This window comes from Maridesulfovibrio sp. (genome assembly GCF_963676065.1).
Lineage (GTDB): Bacteria > Desulfobacterota > Desulfovibrionia > Desulfovibrionales > Desulfovibrionaceae > Maridesulfovibrio.
In genome coordinates, this window is record NZ_OY780933.1 from 207,909 (window position 1) to 233,395 (window position 25,487).

Below are 25,487 nucleotides of genomic sequence, written 5' to 3' on the forward strand. Positions count from 1 at the left end.
AATGGAACTAAGCCTAAAAAAATCACATAAACTGCCCCTTGCGCTCGCACTGCTGGCCCTGATTCTTCTCGGGGCAGGCAGTCTGTATCTTACGTGGCACAATCTGCGCCAGATGCACCAGACCGTGTTCGAGCACATGCTCCTTTCAGCCCGTTCAATTGCACGCGGACTCGATATCCAACTTGTTGAAGGAGCACGCCGCATGAGGCATCCGGGCCAGCACAATATGCGCCTGCCTGAAGAACTGCTTCCGGACGCACGGGAACTTTTCCGGGAAATGGTTGCCCAGGGAGATCTGCTTTACATCGCTCTTTACGGACCCGACCGCAAACCTATGCTGATAGTGGAGCAGGGAGAAGGCAACAGGCAGGTATATACCCCTCCGCCGGGCCTGTTTAACATGATTACCGCGATGCGCGAATCCAGCACTCCGGTTTTGATCCATGGTAAAGCTGCCCTGCTTTACGGCGCGGTAGGACAGCCTCTTTTGCAAAGATTATACGGGCACGAGAAAACCCGGAGCGGACTCATGCCACCTCAGGACAAAGAAACTTACCTTCTGCTTGGTCTCAGCGCGGAAAAGCATCTACGACAGTTCAATCAATACCGCAGAGCCGCCTTACTCCAGACCGGATATATCTTTCTGGCCGGATTTGTCCTCTGGCTGCTTGCCGTGGCCTACTTTCAACGCAGGGAACAGGGTAACAAACTGACCCGGCTTGAACGCTTTCAGGCAAACCTGCTGGACAATATGCCCGACGGACTGCTGACCCTTTCTCCACAGGAAAACATCATCGCGGCTAATGGATCTGCCCATGCATTGCTGCAAAGCGCGGCCGAAGCATCTCTGGTCGGCAAGAACTGGAATGATTTTTCCTACGAATCACTTCAGGATTTCAGGCGGGATAATGTTGTTTGGGAACATGTCCGGTTAGGCGGAAAAAATCTGGAACTTATTTTCCTGCCCTACTTTGAAAGTCAGGACGAAAAAAGAACCATGATCATCATCCGCGACCGCACCGATATTGCCGATCTGGAAGAGGATCTTTACGAAGCGCGCCGACTTGCCTCCATCGGTTCTCTGGCTGCCGGAGTGGCTCATGAAATCCGTAATCCTTTGAGTTCACTGCGCGGTTTTGCCCAACTGTTTGCAGATAAATTTAAAGACGAACAGCCCTACGCAACATATGCCACAACCATGCTGACCGAAGCTGACCGCCTGAACCGGGTGGTCACAGACCTGCTGTACCTCTCAAAACCGCATGTGATGAATCCTGAGCGCATGAATCTGCAGGAACTCTGCGATTCCATGCAGACCCTTATGGGCTTCGACCTCGAGCACAAAGGTACACAGTTGCAGACAACGGTGAATCACACTGAAGTATACGCAGACCCGGATGGTATCCGGCAGGTCCTGCTCAATCTGTTGGTCAACAGTCTGGACGCTGTACCCGATGAATACGGCAAAATTTCAATCACAGCCGAGGGCACGGGACACGGAGTATGGATCAGCGTTTGTGACAACGGTCCGGGCATGCCCGAAGATATTCGCAAGCATGCCCTCGAACCGTTCTTTACCGACAAACCCAAAGGAACAGGACTCGGTCTTGCCATAGTCAATACAATCATGCGCGGACATAAAGGACGTGTTACTATTTCCGCACCGGACCGCATTGAAGCGGGTGATGACCCGAAAACCGGTGCGTTAGGCGGAACATGCGTCAAACTGTTCTTTCCCGACCAGCGTGATGAAGGAACCGAATAATGGATGCTAATGAAAAAAATGTACTCATAGTTGATGACGAACCGTCACTGCGCATGCTCATTCGGGCTGTGCTGGAAAGTGACGGATGGACTGTGCATGAAGCCCAGTCAGGGGAGCAGGCCCTTGAGATCCTGCCCGGACTTACCCTGAACGCAGCCCTGATAGATATGCGCATGGACGGCATGGACGGCATGTCCCTGCTGACAGAACTCAACACCATCATGCCCGGTCTGCCCGTTATCATGCTCACAGCCTTCGGAAACGTGAACTCCGCGGTCATAGCCATGAAGCACGGAGCCTTTGATTACCTGACAAAGCCAGCCGATAATGAGGAGCTGAAAGCAGTTCTGGCCAAGGCACTGAATTACTCCCGTCTGGTGGATGAAAATGAAAAGCTCAAATCCGCAGCCGGAGCAACGGAGCAGATGATCGGCAGCTCACGGGCCATGCTTCAGGTGAAAGAACTTATCGAACAGGCCGGACCTTCCGAGGCGACCATACTGGTGCTCGGCGAATCGGGCACAGGTAAAGAACTGGTTGCCGAAGGACTGCATAGATCCAGTCTGCGTGCAGACAAACCGCTGATTAAGGTAAACTGCGCCGCCCTACCGGCAGACCTGCTGGAAAGTGAACTTTTCGGATACATGAAGGGGGCCTTTACCGGTGCCAACGCCAACAAACCGGGCCGTTTTCAACTTGCTTCCGGCGGCACCCTCTTCCTCGATGAGATCGGGGAGATGGACCCGGTACTGCAGGCTAAAATTCTGCGTGCGCTGCAGGAAAAAATTGTTGAACCGCTTGGCAGCGTCTCTCCGGTGGAAACAGATGTACGTATCATCGCCGCCACCAACCGGGACCTTAAAGATGAAGTGGAAAAAGGGAATTTTCGCGAGGACCTATATTACCGTTTAAGTGTGCTGGAAATCCGCATACCCCCCTTACGCGAACGCGTGGATGATCTTCCCGCTCTGGTGGCTCACCTGCTGGAAAAACTGGGCCGCAAAAATAATAAAAAGGTACGCTCGGTCAGCCCGTCTTTCCTCGACGTTCTGGGCCGTTACAATTGGCCCGGCAACGTGCGTGAACTTGAAAATGTGCTGGAACGGGCCATCATCCTGAGCCGCAGCGAAGTGCTGGGACCGGAACTACTCCCGCAGCAGGTGCAGAATACCGATCCCCGGCAGACACCCCCCAAACAGTCTGCCACATCCCAAGATCCGGACAATGGTGCAACGACTCCTAAATCAGTCACACCTACACTTGATGACGCCGAACGTCAGGCGCTGATATCCGCCCTCGAAGCCAATCAGCATCACCGTGAACGGACCGCCGAAGCATTGGGAATCAGCCGCAGGACCTTGCAATACAAATTAAAGAAATACGGACTTACCCGCCGCTGAAAATCTTTCCCTCAAAGAAATGATCAAGCCCGAAAATTTTATTTTCGGGCTTTTTTTATAAACGATTTAATTAAAAACAGTTAACGCCGTTACAACCTGCCCTAGCCATACAATCTACAAACACGAATCGCCTTGTCTTGATCACTGCTGAAATGGCAAAAAAATCGACTCTTCTCATAAAAAATTGATCTAATTTGACATAGAGGCATATTTTATCTAACCTTTGACTCTGGACTTTGCGTGTCTATAATTAAAACCAGACACAAATCAGCGAACTTTAACCTGAGTTCATCAATCGTCAGAAGGCAGTTTTTGCTTTATGATAAGTGGCTACTTACAAACTGCACTTTTCCAAAGTAAAAACACAGTTTCAAACTTATAACATTAAACACAACTGCAACAAACGAATACTGCATAGAAAAATGCAAGCCACACAACATTACTACATTAAAATATCCAGAACCCCAGTTCAGGAAATCAATCCCAATTCTGCCCCGGAAAAAATTCCCGTTTTCTTCGCCTTTTCACACAAACGCAACCACTGCAATTAAATCATACCGCCTTTCGTTACACGCATTGGCGGAGCTTAGTTTTTATAAACGGAGAAATCATGGAAAAGATACGAGTTGAAAATCTCTACAAAATTTTCGGTTCCACCCCAAAAAAGATTATTCCTATGCTCAAAAATGGCGCAAGCAAGGAAGAGATCATGGAGAAACACAAACACGGGGTTGGCGTAAATAATGCGAGTTTTTCTGTCGACGAAGGAGAAATCGTCGTTGTTATGGGCCTGTCCGGTAGCGGAAAGTCCACATTGGTGCGCTGCATCAACAGATTAATTGAGCCCACCGGCGGTAAAATCTTCATTGACGGGGAAGACATAACAGGCCTGAAAAAGGAAGAACTGCGTCAGGTTCGCCTCAAAAAGCTGGGCATGGTATTTCAAAACTTCGCTCTTTACCCCCACCGCACCGTACTCAAAAACACTGAGTATGGACTTGAAATCGGAAAGGTGGACCCTGAAGTAAGAAAACAAAAGGCCATGGAAGCCCTCGAACTGGTCGGTCTTTCCGGCTGGGAAGACTCCTACCCCGATCAGCTCTCCGGCGGTATGCAGCAGCGTGTGGGCCTTGCCCGCGCACTGGCTCTTGATCCGGACATACTGCTCATGGATGAAGCGTTCAGCGCCCTTGACCCGCTCATCCGCCGCGACATGCAGGACGAATTGATCAACCTGCAGGAACGCATGCACAAGACAATCGTCTTCATCAGTCACGACCTTGACGAAGCACTCAAGCTGGGTGACCGCATCGTGCTCATGAAAGACGGTGAAATCGTACAGATCGGTACTCCGGAAGAAATTCTTACCGAGCCCGCGAACGAATACGTACGCCGCTTTGTTGAGGATGTGGACATAACCAAAGTCCTCACCGCTGAATCGGTAATGAAAAAAATCGATGCTGTGGCCTACATCAAAACCGACGGTCCCAGAGCTTCCCTGCGCAAAATGCGTAAAAACAGCATATCCAATCTTTTCGTTCTTGACGAAAAGCACAAGTTGATCGGCATGCTCAATGCCGGGGACTGCGCCAAATTAGTTGAAGAAGGCGGAAAAGACATCAGAACCATTATGCACACAGATCTTGAAGCCGTTGACCTTGAGTGTCCGGCTCAGGAATTATTCAACATCATGCATGACCGAGTACTGCCCCTCCCGGTCATTAATGATGAGAACAGATTAAAAGGTGTTATCGTACGAGGAACACTTATCGGGGCACTGGCCGAAAGAGGAGGCAATTAGTATGATTATTCCACGCATTCCCGTAGGGGACGTAATCGAATCATCCATTGATTTTCTGGTGGAACATTTTTCATTTGCCACCAAAGCTTTCTCTGCCGTTTTAGAAACGGGGCTTGATGTTGTTGAAAGTGTAATGAAAGCCTGCCCGCCGTGGGCGTTCATTATCATTGTGGGCCTGGTTACATGGAAACTGGCCAAGAGCAAACGTACAACTATCTTTGCTATGGCCGGACTGCTGCTCATCTGGAACATGGGCTTGTGGAATGCCACCATCAGCACAATTGCACTGGTCATCGTCGCTACGATGCTGGCCCTGATGATCGGTATACCCATTGGTATTCTGGCTGCAATGAACAAGCACATAAACAAGGTGGTCATGCCGGTACTGGATGTCATGCAGACCATGCCCGCATTTGTATACCTCATCCCCGCCATTCCTTTCTTCGGACTGGGTAAGGTTGCAGCTATCTTTTCAACAATCATCTTTGCCATGCCTCCATCCATCAGGCTGACCTGCCTTGGTATTAAGCAGGTCCCGGAAGATCTGGTGGAATGCGCCGAGGCATTCGGTTCAAACCGCTGGCAGAGACTCTTTAAGCTTGAACTTCCCATAGCAACCCCAACCATCATGGCCGGGGTAAACCAGACAGTTATGCTGGCCCTCTCCATGGTTGTTATCGCGGCCATGATCGGCGCGAAAGGACTTGGTGGTGAAGTATGGAAAGCCATCCAGAGACTACAGATGGGTAAGGGATTTGAAGCAGGTATCGGTATCGTAATCGTGGCTATGATCATGGACCAGGTGCTCCAGAAAATGGGCACTGGTAAAAATAGCAAATAAAAGAATTACTGAAGTATATATACAGGAGATAATTATGAAAAAGATCCTAGCCTTAACGTTAGCAGCGTTACTTCTTGCTTCTTTCAGCACATCCGCTTTCGCAGGCGGCAAAAAAGTAAAACTGGCATATGTTGAGTGGGACTGCGCAACTGCGACCACCAACGTCATCAAAGCCGTTCTTGAAGAACGTCTGGGAGTGAAATGCGAGATCATTCCAGTTGCTGCTGCTGTTATGTGGCAGGGCGTAGCCTCGGGTGATGTTGACGGCATGGCCGCAGCATGGCTGCCTGTAACTCACGCCAACTATCTCAAACGGTTGAAAAATGACATTGTGAATCTCGGTCCCAATGTAACCGGAGCCAGACTGGGTTGGGCTGTTCCTTCCTATGTTACCGTAGATTCCATGGCCGACCTCAATAAATACGCAGATAAATTCAATGATAGAATCATCGGCATAGATCCCGGCGCAGGCATAATGATCCGCTCTGAAGACGCTATCGATGAATACGGCCTTGACAAGATGGAACTCATGGAAGGCTCCGGGGCAACTATGACCGCAGCTCTTTCCAGCGCCATCAAGGACAAAAAATGGGTTGTTGTGACAGCGTGGTCTCCTCATTGGATGTTCGGCCGCTGGGACCTCAAATACCTCAAAGATCCCAAGAAGGTGCTCGGCGAAGCGGAAACCATCAATACGATCGTCCGCAAAGGCCTCGATAAAGACATGCCCAAAGTATACGCCTTCCTCGACAAGTTTGCATGGAAAGACGCAAACCAGTTACAGATGGTTATGGCATGGAATCAGAAAAAGGGTGCCGATCCTTATGAAAACGCCAAGCGTTTTATAAAGGAAAATAAAGCTCAGGTTGATTCCTGGCTCAAATAGTAACTTACAGTCCCTTGCCGTTTTTGGTGGGGGACTTTTTTTTATCACAACCCAAGGAGTATAGAATGAAAAAGATCACTTTAATTCTAATTACGTTTCTTCTTGCATGCAGTTTCGCTTTCGGAGCATATGCAGATGATTCAAAAAAAGTAACACTTGCTTATGTTGAGTGGGATTGCGCGACAGCTTCCACCAACCTTGCCAAAGCTGTTATCGAAGAACGCCTGGGCTATGAATGCGAAATCCTTCCTGTCAGCGCAGCGGCAATGTGGCAGGCTGTAGGCACCGGCGATGTTGACGGTTTGGTCACCGCATGGTTGCCCGTTACTCACAAAGAATACCTGGAGAGAGTAAAAGACAAGGTTGAAGACCTCGGTGCTCTTGTCGGCGGAGCCAAGTTGGGATGGGTTGTTCCTTCATACGTAACAATCGACTCCATTGAGCAGCTCAACGCAAACGCAGACAAGTTTGACGGCAAAATCATCGGTATTGACCCCGGTGCTGGCCTGATGTCTCTCTCTGAAGAAGCAGTAAAACAATACAATCTTGATAACATGGAGCTGATGGAAGGATCCGGTGCTACCATGACCGCAGCACTTGCTGACGCTATCAAAAACAAGAAGTGGGTTGTTGTAACCGGCTGGTCTCCTCACTGGATGTTCGGCCGCTGGGACCTCAAATATCTCAAAGACCCCAAAGGCGTTCTTGGCGGAGAAGAAAAGATCCACACAATCGTCCGCAAGGGTCTCAAAAAAGACCAACCCAAGGTATACTCATTCTTGGAAAAATTTGCTTACACTAATCCCAACCAGCTTCAGAAGCTTATGGCTTGGAATCAGGAAAAAGGAGCTGATCCTTATGAAAACGCCAAGCGTTTCATCAAGGAAAACAAAGCTCAGGTCGATTCCTGGCTTAAATAAATTCCGCAGCTGAAAACAGCTAATATAAGCCCTGCAGGAATCTTCTGCAGGGCTTTTATATTTCTGGACACAGAGCTTTCCCTAATACCGCTTTTAATATATTATAAAAACAACAAATTAAGAAAAATCCAAGGCGGTTGACTATGACTGAGAGTACTCCCATCCCTGAAGAATTCATACTCAAGGCAACAGCTTTGATGGAAGACCGTTTCAGCAACACCGACAAAAACCATCCGATAATGAACACGCTTTTCGAGCTGGGAATCAATCACGTTGCCAGAGACCTTATGGAATCTCCGGATCGCTACAGGGAACACCCCGAACTGCCTATGCCCACCAAAAAATTTGATCCGGTAGACCCGATTGCACTGGTGCGGACTGAGGTCAAATTACCTTCCCTGCCACAGGTTTTCATTGAAATGCGCCAAGTCATCAATGACCCCTCAAGTTCGGCATCCGATCTGGCGAAAGTAATTTCACGGGATACGGCTCTTTCGGCTTTTCTTCTACGCATGGTCAACAGTGCATTTTACAGCTTTCCCGCTCAGATCGATACCATCTCACGGGCAGTGGCGGTTATCGGCACCAACCAACTTTCCACCCTCGCCATGGGCACTTCAGTCATGGACATGTTCAAAGGACTGCCGACTGATATCATCGATCTTGAACTGTTCTGGCGGCACAGCTTCGCCTGCGGAATCATAGCCAGCCAGCTTTCCAAAACCTTCAAGCAGGGTACGCCGGAAAAATGTTTCGTGGCCGGACTGCTGCACGATATCGGTCGCCCGATGTTCATGATGGCCCTTCCCGAGCAGGCTGTTGCCGCCGCGTCTATCTCCTGCAACAAGAAGGCCCTCATGTTCAAGGCCGAAAAGGTAGTCGCCGGGTTTGACCATGCTGAACTCGGAGGAATGCTGCTGCGCAAGTGGAACCTGCCCTTCTCGCTGGTAAACGCTGTGCTGTATCATCATACTCCGGCAAAGGCGTCCAAATCCCCGGAAGCTCTTTACGTATATTTCGCAAACATCATTGCCAAAACCATGGGTATAGGTGGAAGCGGAGATTTTTTCATCCGAAACATAAATAATGAAAGATGGGAGAAGCACGGTCTGTCTGCTGATAGATTACGTAAGCTTGACGCCGAACTGATTCCGATTCTGGATGAAGCATTTTCCATTCTGCAAAACATCGCAGCCTAAAACGAGCTGATAAAAAACAAGTACTCACGGGTTTGACAAGGCCGGTTAAAGAAAGTACTTGAGCGGGCATAGCAAACGGAGGATTTACCATGCTTGATAAAGTCGAAGCCGCGCTTAACAAGGTCAGACCTCTTCTTCAGGCTGACGGCGGCAACGTGGAACTCGTTGAGGTTACAGATAAAGGGATCGCCAAAGTGCGCTTGCAGGGTGCCTGCAAAGGATGCCCGATGTCTCAGATCACCTTGAGAAACGCCATTGAGCGTACCCTGCTCAAGGAGATTCCCGAACTCAAAGGCGTAGAGCCTGCCGAATAGAAAAAATCATCCGGTCGGAGCATGCTCCGGCTGGCTGATAAATATTTTGAACACCCCGGGTTCAATATAAGATACCGCCCTTGATGGCGGATTTTTTAGTTTTCAGTTCAGCGCATAGCGCACCACAATATATTTCAGGAGACAACCATCATGGCCAAGACAGTAACCCGTTTCGCTCCCAGTCCGACCGGACACCTGCACATCGGCGGAGCACGTACCGCTCTATTCGCATGGCTTCTCGCCAGACACGACGGCGGAGAATTTGTCCTGCGCATCGAAGACACCGACCGGGAACGGTCCAAGCAGGAATATACCGATGCCATCCTCGATTCCATGAAATGGCTGGGTATGGACTGGAATAACGATCCTGTTTACCAGAGTGACCGCTTCGATCTTTATAACGGATATATCGATCAGCTGCTGGCCGAAGGCAAAGCCTATTGGTGTGAATGCACAGCGGAAGAAGTGGATGCCATGCGCGAAAAAGCCATGAAGGAAAAACGTAAGCCCAAATACGACGGTTCCTGCCGCGAAAAGGGACTCGGACCCGGCGAAAACAGGGTTGTCCGCTTCAAGGCCCCCCTTGATGGACGCACCTCCTTCACCGATATTATCAAAGGCCCCATCAGCGTGGAAAATGCTGAAATGGATGATATGATCCTGCGTCGCAGCGACGGTTCCCCCACCTACAACCTCGCAGTTGTGGTGGATGACCACACAATGGGTGTTACCACCGTCCTGAGGGGAGATGACCACGTAAACAACACACCGCGTCAGATTCTTCTGTACCAAGCCTTAGGCTGGGATATACCTAAATTCGGCCATGTTCCCATGATCCTCGGTGCTGACAAGAAAAAACTTTCCAAACGTCATGGCGCGCTTTCCGTAATGGAATATGAAAAAATGGGTTACCTCCCCGAAGCTGTGGTCAACTATCTCGTTCGCCTCGGCTGGTCCCACGGTGATCAGGAAATTTTCTCCCGTGAAGAGCTGATCGAACTTTTCGATACCGATAATCTCGGAAATTCACCTTCCGTATTTGATACAAAAAAACTGGACTGGGTGAACAGCGAGTACATCAAGGCCAAAGCTCCGGCCGATCTCGTTCCCGGCATGCGCGCCTTTCTGCCCGCAGAAATTGAGGCTGAAGACGCATACCTTGAAAAAATCATCCCCCTGCTGCAGCCCCGCTCCACCAATTACAAAGAAATGGCCGCCATGTGCGATTTCTTCCTCGTGGACAGTGCAGCACTGGAATATGACGAAAAGGCCGTGACAAAGGTGCTTACGCCCGAAGCAGTGGATATCCTCAAAGAGTTGACCGCACGCATCAGCGCCGACGACGAATTCAGCCATGATTCCCTTGAAGCTGTATGCAAAGGCTATCTTGAAGAGAAGGAGCTTAAATTCAAAGCCATCGGTCAGCCAGTACGTCTCGCCCTTTGCGGCCGTACACAGTCCCCCGGAGGACTCTACGACCTCATGCTCGTCCTCGGCAAAGATGAAACCATCGCCCGCCTGAACCGCACTGTTACTTTGGTTTAGATCTGCTCCTAACGCCGACAAACGAAATATAAGCAAAAACTCCTTGCATCTTATGATGTAAGGAGTTTTTTTATGGATAAAATCTACTGCTCATGATCAACCTGTGCGTCATTTCTACTATTGCTTTTTGCCTGCTGCATACCATAACATTGCGCGACAAAATAAAATTTCAGCCGGAGATCTGTCATGAGACCTTTTGAAATACACAACCACATCCAGCCTGATTTCACCTTCAATTCCCGCCGTTCTCCTGTTTACGCCACCAGTGGGATGGTTACCTCCAGTCAGCCGCTGGCAACCGAAGCTGGACTGGAAATACTCCGCGCAGGCGGTAACGCAGCGGACGCAGCCATCGCCGTTGCCGCTGCCCTTGCCGTGGTTGAGCCATGCAGCACAGGACTTGGAGGAGACGCTTTCGCCCTCTTCTATCAGGCCGAAGCTAAAAATATTTTCGCCCTGAACGGCTCCGGTAAATCCGCGCAGGACATTTCACTTGAAAAAATCAAGGCCATGGGAATCACCGATAAACTTCCTGCGCGTCATGCCATGACTGTAAATGTCCCCGGCGCACTTGCACTCTGGGCCGACCTGATTGAACAGCACGGCAGCATGCCTTTATCAAAAGTTCTCGGCCCGGCCATACGCTATGCCATGCAGGGGTTCCCGGTAAGCCCGGTAACAGCAAAACTCTGGCATGCAGACACAGATGTTCTGCTCAACAGCCCCGGGGGCGAGCAACTGCTCTTGAACGGCAGGGCTCCCCGCTGCGGCGAGCTTATGCTCAACCGCAATCTGGGACTGGTTCTTGCCCGCTTGGCGGACTGCTCACCGCAAGAAGCAAAAAAACTTTTTTACATCGGTAATATCGCGAAAAAGATAGTGAGCATTGTCAGAGAGAACGGAGGTTTCCTTTCTGAAGAGGATATGGCTTCCCACTCAAGCCTGTTTCAAGAATCCATATGCGTTAACTACCGAGGATACGAAATCCATGAATGTCCGCCCAACGGACAGGGATTGGCCGCCCTGCTGGCCCTGAACACCCTCTCCGGAATCAATTTATCAGAACTGGGAAAAGCAGACTCACCCGAGAGGCTGCATTATCTTATCGAAGCCATGCGGCTGGCCTTTGCGGATGCCCGGACACATGTAGCCGATCCGCATCAGTTCCCGGCACCGCTGGAAAAATTCCTATCAGCAACATACGGCGCAAAAAGAGCAGCCCTGATTTCACCGGACCGCGCCAAAACGGATCACTCCTGCGGTGTGCCGCTCAACCATTCTGATACTATCCAATTCTGTGTGGTCGACAAGGACGGAAACGGTTGTTCCATGGTCAATTCCATATATATGGGATTCGGTACCGGGATTGTTCCGGAAGGACTGGGTTTCGCACTTCAGAACCGAGGTCACAACTTTTCGCTGGACCCTGCCCACCCGAATGTTCTGGCCGGAGGAAAACGCAGTTACCACACCATAATCCCCGGAATCTGCCTGCGTGAGGATAAATCGCTGCACTCAACTTTCGGGGTAATGGGCGGATTCATGCAGCCGCAAGGACATTTACAGATAATCTCGGCCATGCTCGACGACGGAGCCGATCCGCAGGAAGCCTTGAACAGGCTGCGTTTCTGCATTGAGCCGGGCGAAGCCGGAGGCAGGATCTGCCTTGAGGAAGGGACGCCCGACAAGACGGTGGAAAAATTATCCGCCATGGGCCATGATCTTGAAATACGCCGTGGCTATGATCGAGACATCTTCGGCCGAGGCCAGATAATCGTACGCGATTCTAACAGCGCTACACTCTGTGCGGGATGCGATCCCCGTTCAGACGGATACGCTGCCGGACTGTGCTAAAAAAAGAAAAACCATTTCAACACATACAATTTAGCAGGAATATGTTAGATTTTGATCAAATTTTTTAATTTTAAACGGAAATGGAGCTAAAAGATGATCAAAATCATGAAAGAAAGCAGCGGCCCAATGCTGGCGGTAACCGCAACGGGCACGATTTCCGGCGAAGATTACACCGAAATCTGGATTCCGGCCCTTCAGAAAACAATTCTCGACCATGGCAGATGCAAGGCTCTGCTTTACATGGACAAAGATTTCAAGGGCTGGGATTTGAAAGCCATGTGGGAAGATACGAAATTCGGATTCGCACACCGCAATGACTTTGAAAAGCTGGCCGTTGTCGGCGGACCGAAATGGGTGGAATGGGGTACGAAAGTGGCAGGATTACTGGTCAGCGGAGAGGTGAAGACCTATCCTGTCGAAGAACTGGATGCAGCCCTGAAATGGACAGCAGCATAGTTTTTGAATAAACCGCAAAAGCCCTAGCCATAAAAATATGACTAGGGCTTTTTACACGACAAGTCGTGCGAAAAATAAAAAAAGAAGCTTAGCTTACTTTTTTTGTAGCTACGGGCTTAATAACAGCGCCGGAGCGGATGCAGCGAGTGCAAGCTTTGATGCTTTTTACTTCACCGGTGGGAAGCTGAGTGCGGACTTTCTGCAGGTTGGGCATGAAACGTCTCTTGGACTTGTTGTGAGCATGAGAAACGTTGTTGCCTGTCTGAGGACCTTTACCGCATATATCGCATACCTGGGACATGTTGTACCTCCTTAATGGTAGTCACTTTTTTTAGATTGCCGGAAAGCATGATTTACCGCAAGGGAAATTGCTCTACCCGAACAAAAGAGGTATCATTTAAACGCTCGCTCTGGAAAATGCAAGCTCTTTTTCCTTGACATAAGAAAAAAAACTCATATAGGAAACCCTTCCGCGAGGAAAAATATGTCTGAACTCTGGATTACATTAAACGACATTCCCGAAGAGGGACAAAATTTTGTTTTTGAGGACCAGAACTTCTGGTCCGCATCATGGAAACAGTATAATGTGGACGTCAAGCCCGGCGATACGCTGGTGTCTGAAGTCTACGTCCTTCCTCAGGATAAAGGATGCCTTGTCAGAGGTGGAACCAAAGGTTCCGTGACAATTGCATGCGACAGATGCACGGCAGACTACAAGCACAATATTTCCACCGAATTCGAGGAATATGAGCAGGTCGCAGAAGACGGAGATGATGAAGAATCTCCTGTCGTCAAGACCAAAGAAGGGCTCAAACTCGACATCGGTGCCCTCCTTTGGGAGCATTTTGCTTTGGCACTTCCGATTAAGCCTCTTTGTAAAGAAGCTTGCAAAGGACTTTGCGCCAAATGCGGAGCCGACCTTAATAAGGGCGGCTGCGAATGCGAACAGAATGAGGGCGATCCAAGGCTTGCGGTTTTCCGCAATCTTAAGATAAAGAACTAGATTCCGGTCCACATGGATCGGTTTAAAAAAAATCTTTAGGAGACTTAGTCATGGCACAGCCGAAAAAGAAAACTTCCAAATCCCGCAGAAACATGCGTCGTTCACACGACCACGTAGCAACCCCCAACGTAGTATACTGCGAGTGCGGTGAACCTATCATCCCTCACAGAGCTTGCTCTTCTTGCGGTTCCTATAAAGGCCGTCAGGTAATCAATTCCGAAGATGCCTAGCATTATACCCCGCATTGCCGTAGACGCCATGGGTGGCGATTACGGTCTTTCGGTTATTGTCCCGGCAGCGGTGAATGCCGCTAAGACAGGACTGCCGATTACGCTGGTAGGAGATGAGCACATGATCCGGTCCGAGCTGGAAAAGCTTGATACCGGATCATGTGCTATTGATATTGTCCACGCTTCTCAGGTTGTCACAATGGAAGACAAACCTGCCGATGCAATGCGCAAGAAGAAGGACTCATCAATTCAGGTAGCATGCAGACTGGTCAAGGAAGGCAAGGCCGACGGAGTCGTCAGTGCCGGTAATTCCGGGGCCACTGTAGCCTGCGGAATGTTTACTATCGGCAGGATCAAAGGGGTTCTGCGTCCCGGTATGGCCGGAATTCTGCCCACGGAAAAGAAACCGATGGTTCTGCTTGATGTCGGGGCCAATGTCGACTCCAAGCCTGAACACCTCTTTCAGTTCGGCCTCATGGCCGACGTACTGGCCCGCGATGTGCTGGGATATAAATCCCCGCGCATAGGTCTTTTGACTATCGGAGAAGAGGAAGGCAAAGGCAACTCACTGGTAAAAACAACCTACGAAATGCTCAAAAATTCTTCATTGAATTTTGTAGGCAATATCGAAGGTCGTGACATTTTTACCGGGGACGTTGATATTGCGGTATGCGACGGTTTTGTAGGCAATGTGGCACTCAAGCTGGCCGAAGGGCTGGCAACCAGCTTCGGCAGCCTGCTGAAGGGTGAACTAAAGCGCGACATTGTGTCCAAACTGGGAGCAATGCTCGCAATCAAAGCTTTCAAAAGATTCCGCAGACTGTTAGACAAATCCGAATACGGCGGAGCTCCGGTTCTCGGATTAAAAGGAATTGTCCTGGTCTGCCACGGTAAAGCCGATTCCCGGGCAGTGGAAAAAGCCATTGAAATGGCTGCCACTTTTGTCAAGAACGATGCTGTCGCTCACCTGAAAGAAGGTTTGGCCGCTCACAAGGAAATTACTGCACGCGAATTATAACGCGGAGCATTTTTTTCTGCGGTCCCGCTTCCGGCTGGTGACGCATCCCCGGATTATCAGCTCTCTTTCCATCCTAAAACAGGACTGGTATAATGAGTACTTTCTCGCATATCAGGGGCCTTGGTTTCCATGTCCCTGAACGTCTATACACTAATACTGATCTTGAAAAAATCGTCGACACCAACGACGAGTGGATTACCACCCGTACAGGTATAAAACAGCGCCACGTTGTTGAAGACGAAACATGCCTGGACCTCACCTATGAGGCATCTTTGAAAGCCCTCAAAGACGCCGGCATGGAAGCGGACGAACTCACCCACATCATCATCGCCACTTTTACCGGCGACATGCCGGTACCCTCTACCGCCTGTATGCTCATGGAGCGCCTTGGTATCAAAAACAAGGCTGCTATGGATATAGCCGCAGCGTGCTCCGGATTTGTATATGGCATTGAAGTAGCGAGAGCACTTATCAACCTTGATCCCACGGCAAAAATACTGCTCTGCGGAGCGGAAGTACTCACCAGCCGCGTAAACTGGGAAGACCGCTCAACCTGCGTTCTCTTCGGAGACGGTGCAGGCGCAACAATTCTAACTGCGGGTGACGGCATAGAGACAGGCAAAATTGTTGACACGCTCATCCGCGCCGATGGCGGTCCGAGTTCCAACCTGACTGTTAAAGGTGGTGGATCAGCGCATCCCTACAAAATCAACCAGAAGGTTGGCGAAGAATATTTCGTTCAGATGCAGGGACGTGAAATCTATCGCTTCGCAGTCAGATCCATGACTGCCATATGCAACGAGATTCTGGAAAAGCACAACCTGACAGCCGACGATGTAAACGTACTGCTGCCTCATCAGGCCAACCTGCGCATTATCGAAGCCGTTGGTAAAAAGCTTGGCGTTGACCGTGAACGGGTATTTGTCAATGTCGATAAATACGGAAACACCTCCGCAGCATCAATCCCGATTGCCCTTGCCGATGCAAGGGAATCCGGTTTCATCAATGAAGGCGATCTTGTACTGCTGACTACTTTCGGCGGCGGCCTTACATGGGGAGCTGCTCTGGTTCAATTTTAAAGTGCTGTTTTGTAAAAGTCTGACTGTTTTCACGAGATTTTAACAACAGTGCCGTATAACAGGCAAAAACTACATAGCGCAAACGCGCATGTATGTTTAAACAAATTAATTTAGATTAAATTTGCAGTCACTGCCGCTTTAGGCTATGAGACGCATGACCGGATTAATTCAACATAGAGGAAAGTAAATGAGTGAACTGCCAAGTACCGCCCTTGTGACGGGCGGTTCCAGAGGAATCGGAGAAGCCTGTGCCAAACGGCTTGCCAAAGACGGCTTTGAAGTATTTATTACTTACGTTAGCCGCCCCGACGGAGCCGAAAAAGTCTGCGCTGAAATTGAAGCCGCAGGCGGCAAGGCCCGCTCATTCAAACTTGATTCTTCTGACCGTGAAGCTGTAACCTCTTTTTTCAAGGAAGAGATCAAAGGCAAAGTCAAGCTGGACGTTCTGGTAAATAATGCCGGAATCACCCGCGACGGACTGCTGGTCCGCATGAAGGATGAAGACTGGGACAAAGTTCTGGACATCAACCTGACAGGAGCCTTCACCTGCCTGCGCGAATCCGCGAAAATCATGATGAAGCAGCGTAACGGACGGATTATCAATATCTCCTCTGTAGTAGGTCAGGCCGGTAATGCCGGACAGGCCAACTACGTATCGGCCAAGGCCGGCCTCATCGGGCTGACCAAAGCCAGCGCCATTGAACTTGCACCGCGCGGGGTCACTGTGAATGCCGTTGCACCGGGATTCATTCAGACCGACATGACCGCAGAACTGCCTGAAAAAGTCATGGCGCAAATGATGGACAACATACCGCTGAAAAAACTCGGCACATCCGATGATATAGCGAACGCGGTTTCCTTCCTTGCCAAGGAGGAATCGGGTTATATCACAGGCCAGACTCTCGCTGTTAACGGCGGGATGTACATGTAATCAAGAAACACTAAAATAATGATTTGGAGGGGACTATGTCCGCAGCTGAAAAAGTAAAAGCAATTATCGTAGACCAGCTTGGCGTATCCGAAGACGAAATTAAAGACGAAGCTTCCTTTGTTGAAGATCTCGGTGCCGACTCTCTCGACCTCACCGAACTCATCATGGCTATGGAAGAAGAGTTTGACGTCGAAATCGAAGACGAAGAAGCTCAGAAGATCCTTAAAGTCAAGGATGCAGTAGCATTCGTTGAAAGCAAACAGTAGACTGATTGCTTACAGGGTTTTTAAAAAGAGCGCCTTATTGCTCCTCACGGGCGTAAGGCGCTCCTTTTGTATGGCCCGCCCAAAAAATTAACCCCAACATATTTTACAGGTTTAAATATATGAACAGGGTAGTAGTAACAGGCGTTTCCGCCATCACCCCCATTGGCAACGATATAGACACAAGCTGGGAGAACCTCCTTGCAGGAAAATCAGGCATTGCTGAAATCACTGCCTTTGATGCCAGCGAGTACACCGCACGAATAGCCGGTGAGGTCAAGGATTTCGATCCTAAGGAATTCATCCCCCACAAGCAGGCCAAGCGCATGGAAAGGTTCACACAGTTTGCTGTGGCAGCCAACCAGATGCTTATGGAGTCCACCGGACTCAAGCTTGAAGGTGACGACCGCGAACGTGCCGGAGTTGTTATCGGTGTAGGCCTCGGCGGCCTTGAGACCATCGAGAAACAGCATGCCAAACTGCAAAAGTCCGGCCCCAAAAAGATCACACCTTTCTTCATCCCTATCATAATCGGTAATATGGCAGCCGGACAGGTTTCCATCTTCTCCGAAGCACAGGGACCGAACCTGTGCATGTGTACTGCATGCGCATCCGGAACCCACGCCATCGGCACTGCATACACCGACATCATGCTCGGTCGTTCCGATGTTATGATCTGCGGCGGAGCCGAATCCACCATCACCCCGCTGGGTTTTGCCGGATTCACCGCCATGAAAGCACTCTCCACCCGCAACGACGATCCCGCCACCGCATCCCGTCCTTTCGACGCAGGGCGTGACGGTTTTGTCATGGGTGAAGGCGCCGGTCTGCTGCTGCTGGAATCCCTTGATCACGCCCGTAAACGTGGTGCTGAGATTCTTGCGGAAGTTGTGGGCTTCGGTGCATCTTCAGATGCCTACCACATGACCGCACCGCCGGAAGACGGCGCAGGCATGGCCAGAGCCATGAACGCTGCCATTCGTGAAGCCAAGATTGATCCTTCTGAAATTGATCACATCAACGCACACGGAACTTCCACCAAACTGAACGACTTCTGTGAAACCAAAGCCATCCATAGTGTCTTTGGTGATCACGCCAAAAATATTGCCATCAGTGCTAATAAATCTCAGATCGGCCACCTTCTCGGCGGCGCGGGCGGTGTTGAAGCCGCTTTCGCGGTCAAGACACTTGCGACCGGTATCATCCCCGGAACCGCAAACCAGATAGAAGCTGACCCCGATTGCGATCTCGATTACTGTAAAGACGGTAAACGTGAACAGCAGGTTAAATATGCACTGAGCAACTCGTTCGGCTTCGGCGGAACCAACGGCTGCATGCTGTTTAAAAAGTTTGAAGAATAAGAATTAAAATGCCTTCGGAGACTCTCCGAGGGTCCCTTCAGGGGGACCAAAGGGACTAAGCCCCCTTTGGAATCCCTGAGGGTTTATATTTGTTAGCTTAAGTAAATATTTCACTTGTCTCAGTGAAGCCCTATTAAAAGTTTTTGGGATTCTTAAAACCTTTTTTCAAAAAGGGATTAAACCCCCGGAGGGCCGCCGAAGGCATAAAAAAGGAGCTTGTCATGGAAGAACTGATGATGAAAGACCCGGCAGTAGCGGCTGCCATCGGACAGGAAGTAACCCGCCAGATGACCAAGCTTGAACTCATCGCTTCGGAGAACTTTACCTCCACGGCGGTCCGTCAGGCCATGGGCAGCGTAATGACTCACAAGTACGCAGAAGGTTACCCCGGAAAACGTTACTACGGCGGTTGTGAATTTGTTGACCTTGCTGAAGACCTCGCCCGTGACCGTGCTAAAGAAATTTTCGGCTGCGAATACGTAAACGTACAGCCCCATTCCGGATCTCAGGCCAACATGGCTGTTTACTTCGCTGCTCTCAAACCCGGCGACACCGTTCTCGGCATGGACCTTTCCCATGGCGGACACCTGACTCACGGTTCCCCGGTAAACTTTTCCGGTAAGCTTTTCGATATCAAATTCTACGGTGTTGATCCCGAGACCAAAACCATCAACTACGACAATGTTCTTGAAATTGCCAAAGAGTGCAAACCCAAGATGATCATTGCCGGTGCTTCCGCTTACCCCCGTATCATCGACTTCGCACGCTTCCGCCAGATCGCGGATGAAGTAGGCGCGGTACTCATGGTGGATATGGCTCACATCGCAGGCCTCATCGCTGCAGGCGTTCATCCCTCCTGCATCGAGCACGCTCACTACACCACTACCACTACCCACAAGACTCTGCGCGGTCCCCGCGGCGGTATGATCCTCTCCACCGAGGAAAACGGTAAGGCACTTAACTCCAACATTTTCCCCGGTATTCAGGGCGGCCCGCTCATGCACGTCATCGCTGCTAAAGCGGTTGCTTTCGGCGAAGCACTCAGACCGAACTACGTTGAATACCAGAAACAGGTTGTCGCCAACGCACAGGCTCTGGCAAAGAACCTCATGGACGCAGGTTTTGAGCTCGTATCCGGCGGAACCGACAACCACCTGATGATGCTTGACCTGACCAACAAGGACATCACCGGCAAAGACGCCGAACGCGCCCTTGACGAAGCAGGTATCACCGTCAACAAGAACACCATCCCCTTCGAGACCCGTTCCCCATTCGTTACTTCCGGCGTACGTATCGGTACACCGGCACTGACCACCCGCGGAATGAAAGAAGAAGAGATGGTAAAGGTCGCAGGCTGGATCACCGCCGCCATCGACTCCATCGGCAATGACACCAAGCTGGCCCAGATCAGCAAGGAAGTAGCCGAGTTCGCAAAATACTACCCGCTCTTCGCATACTAGGAAGCAGTGTGGGGAAAATATCTCCCCGCACAATTTGCCGATCGAAGCGGCAAAGCCCAACTAAAAAAGTTTGGGATTCTTAAATCCTTTTCAATGGGTTTAAGCCGCCGGAGGCGATATGCTTTCATCAAAAGCGCGAAGCGCATCATAACCAATAAAAAACGGACCCGAATATTCGGGTCCGTTTTCTCAGCTTCAAAGAAGGGAGCATTTTCATGGATAACAGAATGCCTTGGCCGGACTATTTCATGCGCATAGCGCACCTTGTCGCAGAGCGCTCCACCTGTACCCGCCGCAAAGTAGGTGCAGTAGCCGTGCTTAATAAACGCATCCTTGCCAGCGGTTACAACGGCCCGCCTTCCGGTACCGCTCATTGCGCCGACGTAGGCTGCATCCGTGAAAAAATGGGGGTCCCATCAGGGGAACGCCATGAACTCTGCCGCGGCCTGCACGCTGAGCAGAACGTCATCATTCAAGGCGCAACCCACGGTGTTTCACTTCAGGGAGCAGAAATTTACTGCACTACCCAGCCCTGCCTTATCTGCACAAAAATGCTGATCAACACCGGGGTCTCCGCCATATATTATTCCGAAAGCTACCCGGATGAACTGTCCGAACAAATGCTCAAAGAAGCCGGAGTCAAATTTGCACTTCTTCAATTCGACAACTAGTCCGAACGAAGAATTCATGGCCAGAGCTGTTGAACTGGCCATGCGCGGACGAAACCGCACCGCACCGAACCCGACAGTAGGCGCGGTAATGGTCCGTGACGGACAGATTGTAGCCGAAGGCTATCACCGCTACTGCGGCGGCCTGCATGCCGAACGGGAATGCATAGCTGATGCCAAGGCCAAAGGGGTCAATATGTCCGAATGTACTATGTTCGTGACACTTGAACCATGCAACCATCACGGCAAAACACCACCGTGCACCGAAGGTATACTTGAAGCTGGAATCCCGCATATTGTTGTCGGAACCCGCGATCCCAATCCAAAGGCCGCCGGCGGCATTGAATATCTGGTATGCAAAGGTGTGCGAGTTGATCAGGGCATCCTGAAAGAACAGTGCAAAGACCTGATCTCAGATTTTCTGTGCTGGCAGTTCAAAGACCGGCCATATTCCATTTTGAAACTGGCCTGCACTGTGGACGGCAAAATAGCAGGGACAACCGGGGCTCAGGAAGCTGTTTCCTGCCCGGAATCTTTTCAGGATGTGCAAAGGCTGCGCTCCATGGTCGGAGCGGTTATCGTCGGCGGCAACACCCTACGCGAAGATAACCCGAGCCTGAATTGCAGGCTTGATCCTCTGCCCGACAACTTTCATCAGCCTAAAGCTGTGGTTGTAACCGGTCACCTGCCGGAAAATCACGACGATTACACCCTGACCACAACCCGCGCCGCTGAAACAATTTTCTGGACCAGTGAGGAACAGGCAGCTACAAAGACTGCCACCGAGTTGAAAGACAAGGGAATTGAAGTACAGCCCCTTCCCAGCGGGAAAAAAGGTCTTATACTTGAAAGCGGATTCAAAATATTGCGCCAAAGGCACTCCATACTGCGCACGCTGTGTGAAGGAGGCGGTAAACTGGCCTGCTCCCTGGCTGAACAGGGACTGATGGACGAATTTGTCATGTATCAGGCTCCTCGTATACTGGGGAATGTCCAAGGCAGAGCCAATTTCGCAGGGTCCGGCAATAAACTCATCAGCGATACGATGGAACTACGCGTAAGCCGCGTAGAACAAAGTGGCCGTGATTTAAAAATAGTTTTCAAACCCGAAGGACAATAAACGATGTTCACCGGACTGATTCAGGGAAAAGGACGCGTTGAAAAAGCCGAGAACAGGGGCGGTGAAACCCGTTTCAAAATCAGTGCTCCAAGCATTAAAGATTATGAAAAGGGCGAATCCATAGCCATTAACGGGGTATGCCTGACTGTTGAAACCTATAGTGACAGCTGGTTTACCTGCTATGCCAGTAAAGAATCAATGTCGGTCACCAATCTCGGAAAACTTAAACGCGGATCGATGATAAACTATGAACGCGCGCTGGCCATGGGCGACCGATTGGGCGGCCACATTGTATCCGGTCATGTGGATTGTCTGGGTTCTGTTGAATCTGTACGTCCCGCAGGTGAATCCAAAATTTACCGCATTAAATTTCCTTCCGAGCACGGTAAATATTTTGTTCCCAAAGGATCGGTGGCTCTTGACGGAATAAGCCTGACAATCAACGATTGCGGCCCGGACTATCTGGAAGTGAACATAATTCCCGAAACACAGCAGGAAACGACAATCTCCCAATGGACACCGGGATACGCGGTAAACATCGAGACTGATGTCATCGGCAAATACGTTGAGCGGATGGTCGCGCCTTGGACCGGAGCCAAGGTTGAGGAAAAACCGCAGAGTAAGCTTACAATGGATTTCCTGCGTGAAAATGGTTTTTAAATAAACCTATTTTCATATATAACATGCTGAAATAAAACGACAAAAAAACATATTTCACCCTTTCTGTTTTTTGATGTATGAAGACAGACCTGTTTGTTTATTCGGACAGCGATTTTTTTAAATAACCCTCCGCTTGTCGGAGCATGAGGATAACGAATATGCCTTTCTGCACTATTGAAGAAGCAATTGAGGACCTCCGTAAAGGTAAAATGGTCATCATGGTCGATGACGAAGACCGTGAAAATGAAGGTGATCTTGTCTGCGCCGCAGAAAAAGTGACCCCTGAAATCATTAACTTCATGGCTACTCACGGCAGAGGGCTTATCTGCCTCGCCATGTCCGGTGAAATGGTCGACCATTTGAAGCTGCCGCTTATGGCTCAGTCAAACGCTTCCCAGTTCGGTACCAACTTTACGGTTTCTATTGAAGCACGGGAAGGTGTTACCACCGGGATTTCCGCAGCTGACCGCGCCACAACCATTCTGGCCGCTGTTAAAGATGGAGCCGAAGCAGAGGACATTGTTTCCCCCGGTCATATATTCCCCCTGCGCGCAAAAGACGGCGGAGTTCTGGTTCGTGCCGGACAGACTGAAGGCAGCGTAGACCTCGCCCGCCTCTCAGGCCTGAAACCCGCAGGCGTAATCTGCGAAATAATGAAAGAAGACGGCACCATGGCCCGCCTTCCCGACCTCAAAATATACGCTAAAGAACACAATCTCAAAATCTGCTCCACTGAAGACCTTATCAAATACCGTATGAAATTCGGCAGCCACACCGTCACCCGCGAGGCTGATGCGGAACTGCCTACACGTTGGGGTGATTTCAAGGCTTCAGCTTTCCATTCAAGCGAAGATAACCGCACCCACATCGCTCTTATTATGGGTGATATTGAACCGAGTGAGCCGGTGCTTGTCCGTGTTCATTCCGAATGCCTTACCGGTGATGTTTTCGGTTCCCAGCGCTGTGACTGCGGTGATCAGCTCGCTTCCGCTATGTGCATGATCCGCAACGAAGGCAAAGGCGTACTTCTGTACATGCGTCAGGAAGGACGAGGTATCGGCCTCGGCAACAAGATCAAGGCCTATCACCTGCAGGATCTCGGTTGCGACACAGTCGAAGCCAACGAGAAACTCGGCTTCAAGGCGGATCTGCGTGAATATGGAACAGGTGCCCAGATTCTGGTTCAGCTCGGAATAACCAAAATGAAGCTCATGACCAATAATCCCAAAAAGATTGTAGGACTTGAAGGCTACGGACTTGAAGTTACCGAGCGTGTGCCCATCGAAATGGATGCCTGCGAAATGAATCTCGATTACCTGAAAACCAAAAAAGAAAAGATGGGCCATATGCTGGATCATCTTGATGATAAAAAATAAAAAGGGAGAAGCACCATGCCTCATATCAAAACTATTGAAGGTCAGCTCGATTCCAAGGGCCTGAAAATTGCGCTCGTTGCCGGCCGTTTCAACGATATCATCGTTGACAGACTGGTTGGCGGAGCTGTTGATTACCTTGCCCGCCACGGCTGCAACAAAGAAGACATGACTCTGGTCAAAGTTCCCGGTGCATTCGAAATCCCCGTTGTTACCAAAAAACTTGCTGAATCCGGCAAATATGATGGAATCGTGGTTCTCGGTGCTGTTATCCGCGGCGCAACTCCCCATTTTGACTATGTCTGCAATGAGTGCGCAAAAGGTGTCGCTCAGGTAATCATGGACAAAACCCTGCCTATCGGCTTTGGTCTGTTGACATGTGATACCATTGATCAGGCTGTCGAACGTGCCGGTTCCAAAGCTGGCAACAAAGGCGTTGAAGCAGCTTCCGCAATGCTGGAAACTGTCCGCGTTTTGCAGCAGCTTTAAATAAAGTTTGCAGATTTCGGACTGTTTCTTTAGAAACAGCCATGATTGCTGAACATAAATAGAAGGCATACGGTCTCCGTCCTACAGTCTGGAGGCCGTATGCCTGTTGTGTTGTTTAAATAACAATTTAGATGTATCTTGCGTTGCACGGCAACTCTAGCCGCTACACCCGCAACCGCAGGATAGTGATGCAGATGTCCCAAACTAAAGGTTTAAGAAGAAAAGGCCGCATACTTGCTTTTCAGGTACTTTACGGCTTGAGTTTTGTCCCTCCCCACGGCGGATGGACATGTGAACGTATTTATAACCAGAGCCCCGCAGTGCTCAGGGAAGAAGAAGAGGATCTGATCCTATACGCCCGCCAGTTGCTAATCGGAATCTGGGATGTGCAGGAAGAACTTGACGAAGTTATCAGCCGCTACTCCAAACACTGGAAGATCGAAAGAATCGCAAAAGTCGAACTGGCAATCTTGAGACTGGCAGTTTTCGAGCTGATTCATAAACCCGACATCCCGCTGAAAGTGGGTATTAACGAGGGAATAGAACTGGCCAAGAAGTTCGGTGACGGCAACTCCCGCAACTTCATTAATGGAATTCTCGATGCCGTAGCCCGCGACATCGACACCGGTAAATTCAAAGTGGAAAAAAATTTCTAATTGTTTGGATACCCCTGCCGGGGGGTCTTAAACCCTTTTGTAAAAAGGGTTTAAGAATCCCAAAAACTTTTATCGGGGCTTCGCCAATTAGTAATAACCAAATGTCATAAACTAAAAAACAAACAGGGATTCCAAAGGGGCTTAGTCCCTTTGGCCGCCTGAGGCGAAATCAAATCGTCAAAAGCGCGAAGCGCA

The 25,487-nt window shown here is 50.0% G+C and carries 26 protein-coding genes; 25 read left to right on the plus strand and 1 reads right to left on the minus strand.

The window, feature by feature from the left end:
* Position 1 precedes the first annotated feature (1 nt).
* The 11 genes from ACKU35_RS00920 to ACKU35_RS00970 all read left to right on the plus strand — a co-directional run bounded on the left by ACKU35_RS00920 (position 2) and on the right by ACKU35_RS00970 (position 12,981).
* Positions 2–1,765 (plus strand): ATP-binding protein, encoded by a 1,764-nt coding sequence (locus ACKU35_RS00920; protein WP_319762231.1) that lies wholly within the window; start codon positions 2–4, stop codon positions 1,763–1,765.
* Positions 1,765–3,165 (plus strand): sigma-54 dependent transcriptional regulator, encoded by a 1,401-nt coding sequence (locus tag ACKU35_RS00925; RefSeq protein ID WP_319762232.1) that lies wholly within the window; start codon positions 1,765–1,767, stop codon positions 3,163–3,165. The genes ACKU35_RS00920 and ACKU35_RS00925 overlap by 1 nt, the downstream gene beginning before the upstream one ends.
* Before the next feature lie 610 nt (positions 3,166–3,775).
* Positions 3,776–4,966, plus strand: coding sequence for a glycine betaine/L-proline ABC transporter ATP-binding protein (locus tag ACKU35_RS00930; RefSeq protein WP_319762235.1), 1,191 nt, complete (start codon positions 3,776–3,778; stop codon positions 4,964–4,966).
* Position 4,967: 1 nt separating this feature from the next.
* The gene (locus tag ACKU35_RS00935; RefSeq protein ID WP_319762238.1) at positions 4,968–5,807 is read left to right on the plus strand and encodes a proline/glycine betaine ABC transporter permease; all 840 of its coding nucleotides are present in this window, start codon (positions 4,968–4,970) and stop codon (positions 5,805–5,807) included.
* Positions 5,808–5,841: 34 nt separating this feature from the next.
* Entirely contained in the window at positions 5,842–6,693 is an 852-nt protein-coding gene (locus tag ACKU35_RS00940; protein ID WP_319762240.1) for a glycine betaine ABC transporter substrate-binding protein, read from the plus strand.
* 65 nt (positions 6,694–6,758) lie between these two features.
* Positions 6,759–7,613, plus strand: a complete 855-nt coding sequence (locus tag ACKU35_RS00945; protein WP_319762242.1) for a glycine betaine ABC transporter substrate-binding protein — start codon at positions 6,759–6,761, stop codon at positions 7,611–7,613.
* Positions 7,614–7,756: 143 nt separating this feature from the next.
* Positions 7,757–8,812 carry an HDOD domain-containing protein gene (locus ACKU35_RS00950; protein WP_319762244.1) on the plus strand — a complete coding sequence of 352 codons (1,056 nt, stop codon included), beginning with the start codon at positions 7,757–7,759 and terminating at the stop codon, positions 8,810–8,812.
* Between the two features lie 89 nt (positions 8,813–8,901).
* A complete protein-coding gene (locus ACKU35_RS00955; protein WP_319762246.1) occupies positions 8,902–9,126 on the plus strand; it encodes a NifU family protein in 225 nt (74 codons plus the stop codon).
* A 150-nt stretch (positions 9,127–9,276) separates the two neighbouring features.
* Entirely contained in the window at positions 9,277–10,671 is a 1,395-nt protein-coding gene (gene gltX, locus ACKU35_RS00960) for a glutamate--tRNA ligase (RefSeq protein ID WP_319762248.1), read from the plus strand.
* 186 nt (positions 10,672–10,857) lie between these two features.
* The gene (locus tag ACKU35_RS00965) at positions 10,858–12,525 is read left to right on the plus strand and encodes a gamma-glutamyltransferase family protein (RefSeq protein WP_319762250.1); all 1,668 of its coding nucleotides are present in this window, start codon (positions 10,858–10,860) and stop codon (positions 12,523–12,525) included.
* 93 nt (positions 12,526–12,618) lie between these two features.
* Positions 12,619–12,981: an STAS/SEC14 domain-containing protein gene (locus ACKU35_RS00970; RefSeq protein WP_319762251.1), complete on the plus strand. Its 363-nt coding sequence runs from the start codon at positions 12,619–12,621 to the stop codon at positions 12,979–12,981.
* Positions 12,982–13,069: 88 nt separating this feature from the next.
* On the opposite strand, the gene rpmB is transcribed toward ACKU35_RS00970, so the two are convergent.
* The gene (rpmB, locus tag ACKU35_RS00975; protein WP_319762254.1) at positions 13,070–13,282 is read right to left on the minus strand and encodes a 50S ribosomal protein L28; all 213 of its coding nucleotides are present in this window, start codon (positions 13,280–13,282) and stop codon (positions 13,070–13,072) included.
* A gap of 183 nt (positions 13,283–13,465) precedes the next feature.
* On the opposite strand from rpmB, the gene ACKU35_RS00980 reads away from it, so the two are divergent.
* The 14 genes from ACKU35_RS00980 (at position 13,466) to nusB (ending at position 25,292) form a co-directional block, all read left to right on the plus strand.
* On the plus strand, positions 13,466–13,984 hold the full coding sequence (locus tag ACKU35_RS00980) for a DUF177 domain-containing protein (RefSeq protein WP_319762256.1): 519 nt from the start codon (positions 13,466–13,468) through the stop codon (positions 13,982–13,984).
* A 50-nt stretch (positions 13,985–14,034) separates the two neighbouring features.
* Complete coding sequence (gene rpmF / locus ACKU35_RS00985; protein WP_015850548.1) at positions 14,035–14,214, plus strand: 50S ribosomal protein L32; 180 nt, start codon at positions 14,035–14,037, stop codon at positions 14,212–14,214.
* Positions 14,207–15,232, plus strand: a complete 1,026-nt coding sequence (gene plsX, locus ACKU35_RS00990; protein WP_319762262.1) for a phosphate acyltransferase PlsX — start codon at positions 14,207–14,209, stop codon at positions 15,230–15,232. The genes rpmF and plsX overlap by 8 nt, the downstream gene beginning before the upstream one ends.
* A 92-nt stretch (positions 15,233–15,324) precedes the next feature.
* Positions 15,325–16,311, plus strand: coding sequence for a beta-ketoacyl-ACP synthase III (locus tag ACKU35_RS00995; RefSeq protein ID WP_319762263.1), 987 nt, complete (start codon positions 15,325–15,327; stop codon positions 16,309–16,311).
* A gap of 187 nt (positions 16,312–16,498) precedes the next feature.
* Complete coding sequence (fabG, locus tag ACKU35_RS01000) at positions 16,499–17,242, plus strand: 3-oxoacyl-[acyl-carrier-protein] reductase (protein ID WP_319762264.1); 744 nt, start codon at positions 16,499–16,501, stop codon at positions 17,240–17,242.
* A 35-nt stretch (positions 17,243–17,277) separates the two neighbouring features.
* Positions 17,278–17,508, plus strand: a complete 231-nt coding sequence (locus ACKU35_RS01005) for an acyl carrier protein (protein ID WP_163291710.1) — start codon at positions 17,278–17,280, stop codon at positions 17,506–17,508.
* 119 nt (positions 17,509–17,627) lie between these two features.
* A complete protein-coding gene (gene fabF, locus ACKU35_RS01010) occupies positions 17,628–18,866 on the plus strand; it encodes a beta-ketoacyl-ACP synthase II (protein ID WP_319762269.1) in 1,239 nt (412 codons plus the stop codon).
* A 221-nt stretch (positions 18,867–19,087) separates the two neighbouring features.
* The gene (gene glyA / locus ACKU35_RS01015) at positions 19,088–20,326 is read left to right on the plus strand and encodes a serine hydroxymethyltransferase (RefSeq protein ID WP_319762271.1); all 1,239 of its coding nucleotides are present in this window, start codon (positions 19,088–19,090) and stop codon (positions 20,324–20,326) included.
* 215 nt (positions 20,327–20,541) lie between these two features.
* Positions 20,542–20,997 (plus strand): cytidine/deoxycytidylate deaminase family protein, encoded by a 456-nt coding sequence (locus ACKU35_RS01020; protein ID WP_319762273.1) that lies wholly within the window; start codon positions 20,542–20,544, stop codon positions 20,995–20,997.
* Entirely contained in the window at positions 20,972–22,114 is a 1,143-nt protein-coding gene (ribD, locus tag ACKU35_RS01025; RefSeq protein ID WP_319762275.1) for a bifunctional diaminohydroxyphosphoribosylaminopyrimidine deaminase/5-amino-6-(5-phosphoribosylamino)uracil reductase RibD, read from the plus strand. Before ACKU35_RS01020 ends, ribD begins: the two co-directional genes overlap by 26 nt.
* Before the next feature lie 3 nt (positions 22,115–22,117).
* A complete protein-coding gene (locus ACKU35_RS01030) occupies positions 22,118–22,774 on the plus strand; it encodes a riboflavin synthase (protein ID WP_319762277.1) in 657 nt (218 codons plus the stop codon).
* Positions 22,775–22,932: 158 nt separating this feature from the next.
* The gene (locus ACKU35_RS01035; RefSeq protein ID WP_319762279.1) at positions 22,933–24,150 is read left to right on the plus strand and encodes a bifunctional 3,4-dihydroxy-2-butanone-4-phosphate synthase/GTP cyclohydrolase II; all 1,218 of its coding nucleotides are present in this window, start codon (positions 22,933–22,935) and stop codon (positions 24,148–24,150) included.
* Between the two features lie 15 nt (positions 24,151–24,165).
* Positions 24,166–24,636, plus strand: coding sequence for a 6,7-dimethyl-8-ribityllumazine synthase (gene ribE, locus ACKU35_RS01040; RefSeq protein ID WP_319762281.1), 471 nt, complete (start codon positions 24,166–24,168; stop codon positions 24,634–24,636).
* A gap of 188 nt (positions 24,637–24,824) precedes the next feature.
* Positions 24,825–25,292 (plus strand): transcription antitermination factor NusB, encoded by a 468-nt coding sequence (gene nusB, locus ACKU35_RS01045; protein WP_319762282.1) that lies wholly within the window; start codon positions 24,825–24,827, stop codon positions 25,290–25,292.
* The last annotated feature ends 195 nt before the right edge of the window (positions 25,293–25,487 follow it).

Coding starts and splice junctions, on each gene's coding strand:
- ACKU35_RS00920 (WP_319762231.1), top strand. CDS start 2: ATGGAACTAAGCCTAAAAAAATCACATAAACTGCCCCTTGCGCTCGCA.
- ACKU35_RS00925 (WP_319762232.1), top strand. CDS start 1,765: ATGGATGCTAATGAAAAAAATGTACTCATAGTTGATGACGAACCGTCA.
- ACKU35_RS00930 (WP_319762235.1), top strand. CDS start 3,776: ATGGAAAAGATACGAGTTGAAAATCTCTACAAAATTTTCGGTTCCACC.
- ACKU35_RS00935 (WP_319762238.1), top strand. CDS start 4,968: ATGATTATTCCACGCATTCCCGTAGGGGACGTAATCGAATCATCCATT.
- ACKU35_RS00940 (WP_319762240.1), top strand. CDS start 5,842: ATGAAAAAGATCCTAGCCTTAACGTTAGCAGCGTTACTTCTTGCTTCT.
- ACKU35_RS00945 (WP_319762242.1), top strand. CDS start 6,759: ATGAAAAAGATCACTTTAATTCTAATTACGTTTCTTCTTGCATGCAGT.
- ACKU35_RS00950 (WP_319762244.1), top strand. CDS start 7,757: ATGACTGAGAGTACTCCCATCCCTGAAGAATTCATACTCAAGGCAACA.
- ACKU35_RS00955 (WP_319762246.1), top strand. CDS start 8,902: ATGCTTGATAAAGTCGAAGCCGCGCTTAACAAGGTCAGACCTCTTCTT.
- gltX (WP_319762248.1), top strand. CDS start 9,277: ATGGCCAAGACAGTAACCCGTTTCGCTCCCAGTCCGACCGGACACCTG.
- ACKU35_RS00965 (WP_319762250.1), top strand. CDS start 10,858: ATGAGACCTTTTGAAATACACAACCACATCCAGCCTGATTTCACCTTC.
- ACKU35_RS00970 (WP_319762251.1), top strand. CDS start 12,619: ATGATCAAAATCATGAAAGAAAGCAGCGGCCCAATGCTGGCGGTAACC.
- rpmB (WP_319762254.1), bottom strand. CDS start 13,282: ATGTCCCAGGTATGCGATATATGCGGTAAAGGTCCTCAGACAGGCAAC.
- ACKU35_RS00980 (WP_319762256.1), top strand. CDS start 13,466: ATGTCTGAACTCTGGATTACATTAAACGACATTCCCGAAGAGGGACAA.
- rpmF (WP_015850548.1), top strand. CDS start 14,035: ATGGCACAGCCGAAAAAGAAAACTTCCAAATCCCGCAGAAACATGCGT.
- plsX (WP_319762262.1), top strand. CDS start 14,207: ATGCCTAGCATTATACCCCGCATTGCCGTAGACGCCATGGGTGGCGAT.
- ACKU35_RS00995 (WP_319762263.1), top strand. CDS start 15,325: ATGAGTACTTTCTCGCATATCAGGGGCCTTGGTTTCCATGTCCCTGAA.
- fabG (WP_319762264.1), top strand. CDS start 16,499: ATGAGTGAACTGCCAAGTACCGCCCTTGTGACGGGCGGTTCCAGAGGA.
- ACKU35_RS01005 (WP_163291710.1), top strand. CDS start 17,278: ATGTCCGCAGCTGAAAAAGTAAAAGCAATTATCGTAGACCAGCTTGGC.
- fabF (WP_319762269.1), top strand. CDS start 17,628: ATGAACAGGGTAGTAGTAACAGGCGTTTCCGCCATCACCCCCATTGGC.
- glyA (WP_319762271.1), top strand. CDS start 19,088: ATGGAAGAACTGATGATGAAAGACCCGGCAGTAGCGGCTGCCATCGGA.
- ACKU35_RS01020 (WP_319762273.1), top strand. CDS start 20,542: ATGGATAACAGAATGCCTTGGCCGGACTATTTCATGCGCATAGCGCAC.
- ACKU35_RS01030 (WP_319762277.1), top strand. CDS start 22,118: ATGTTCACCGGACTGATTCAGGGAAAAGGACGCGTTGAAAAAGCCGAG.
- ACKU35_RS01035 (WP_319762279.1), top strand. CDS start 22,933: ATGCCTTTCTGCACTATTGAAGAAGCAATTGAGGACCTCCGTAAAGGT.
- ribE (WP_319762281.1), top strand. CDS start 24,166: ATGCCTCATATCAAAACTATTGAAGGTCAGCTCGATTCCAAGGGCCTG.
- nusB (WP_319762282.1), top strand. CDS start 24,825: ATGCAGATGTCCCAAACTAAAGGTTTAAGAAGAAAAGGCCGCATACTT.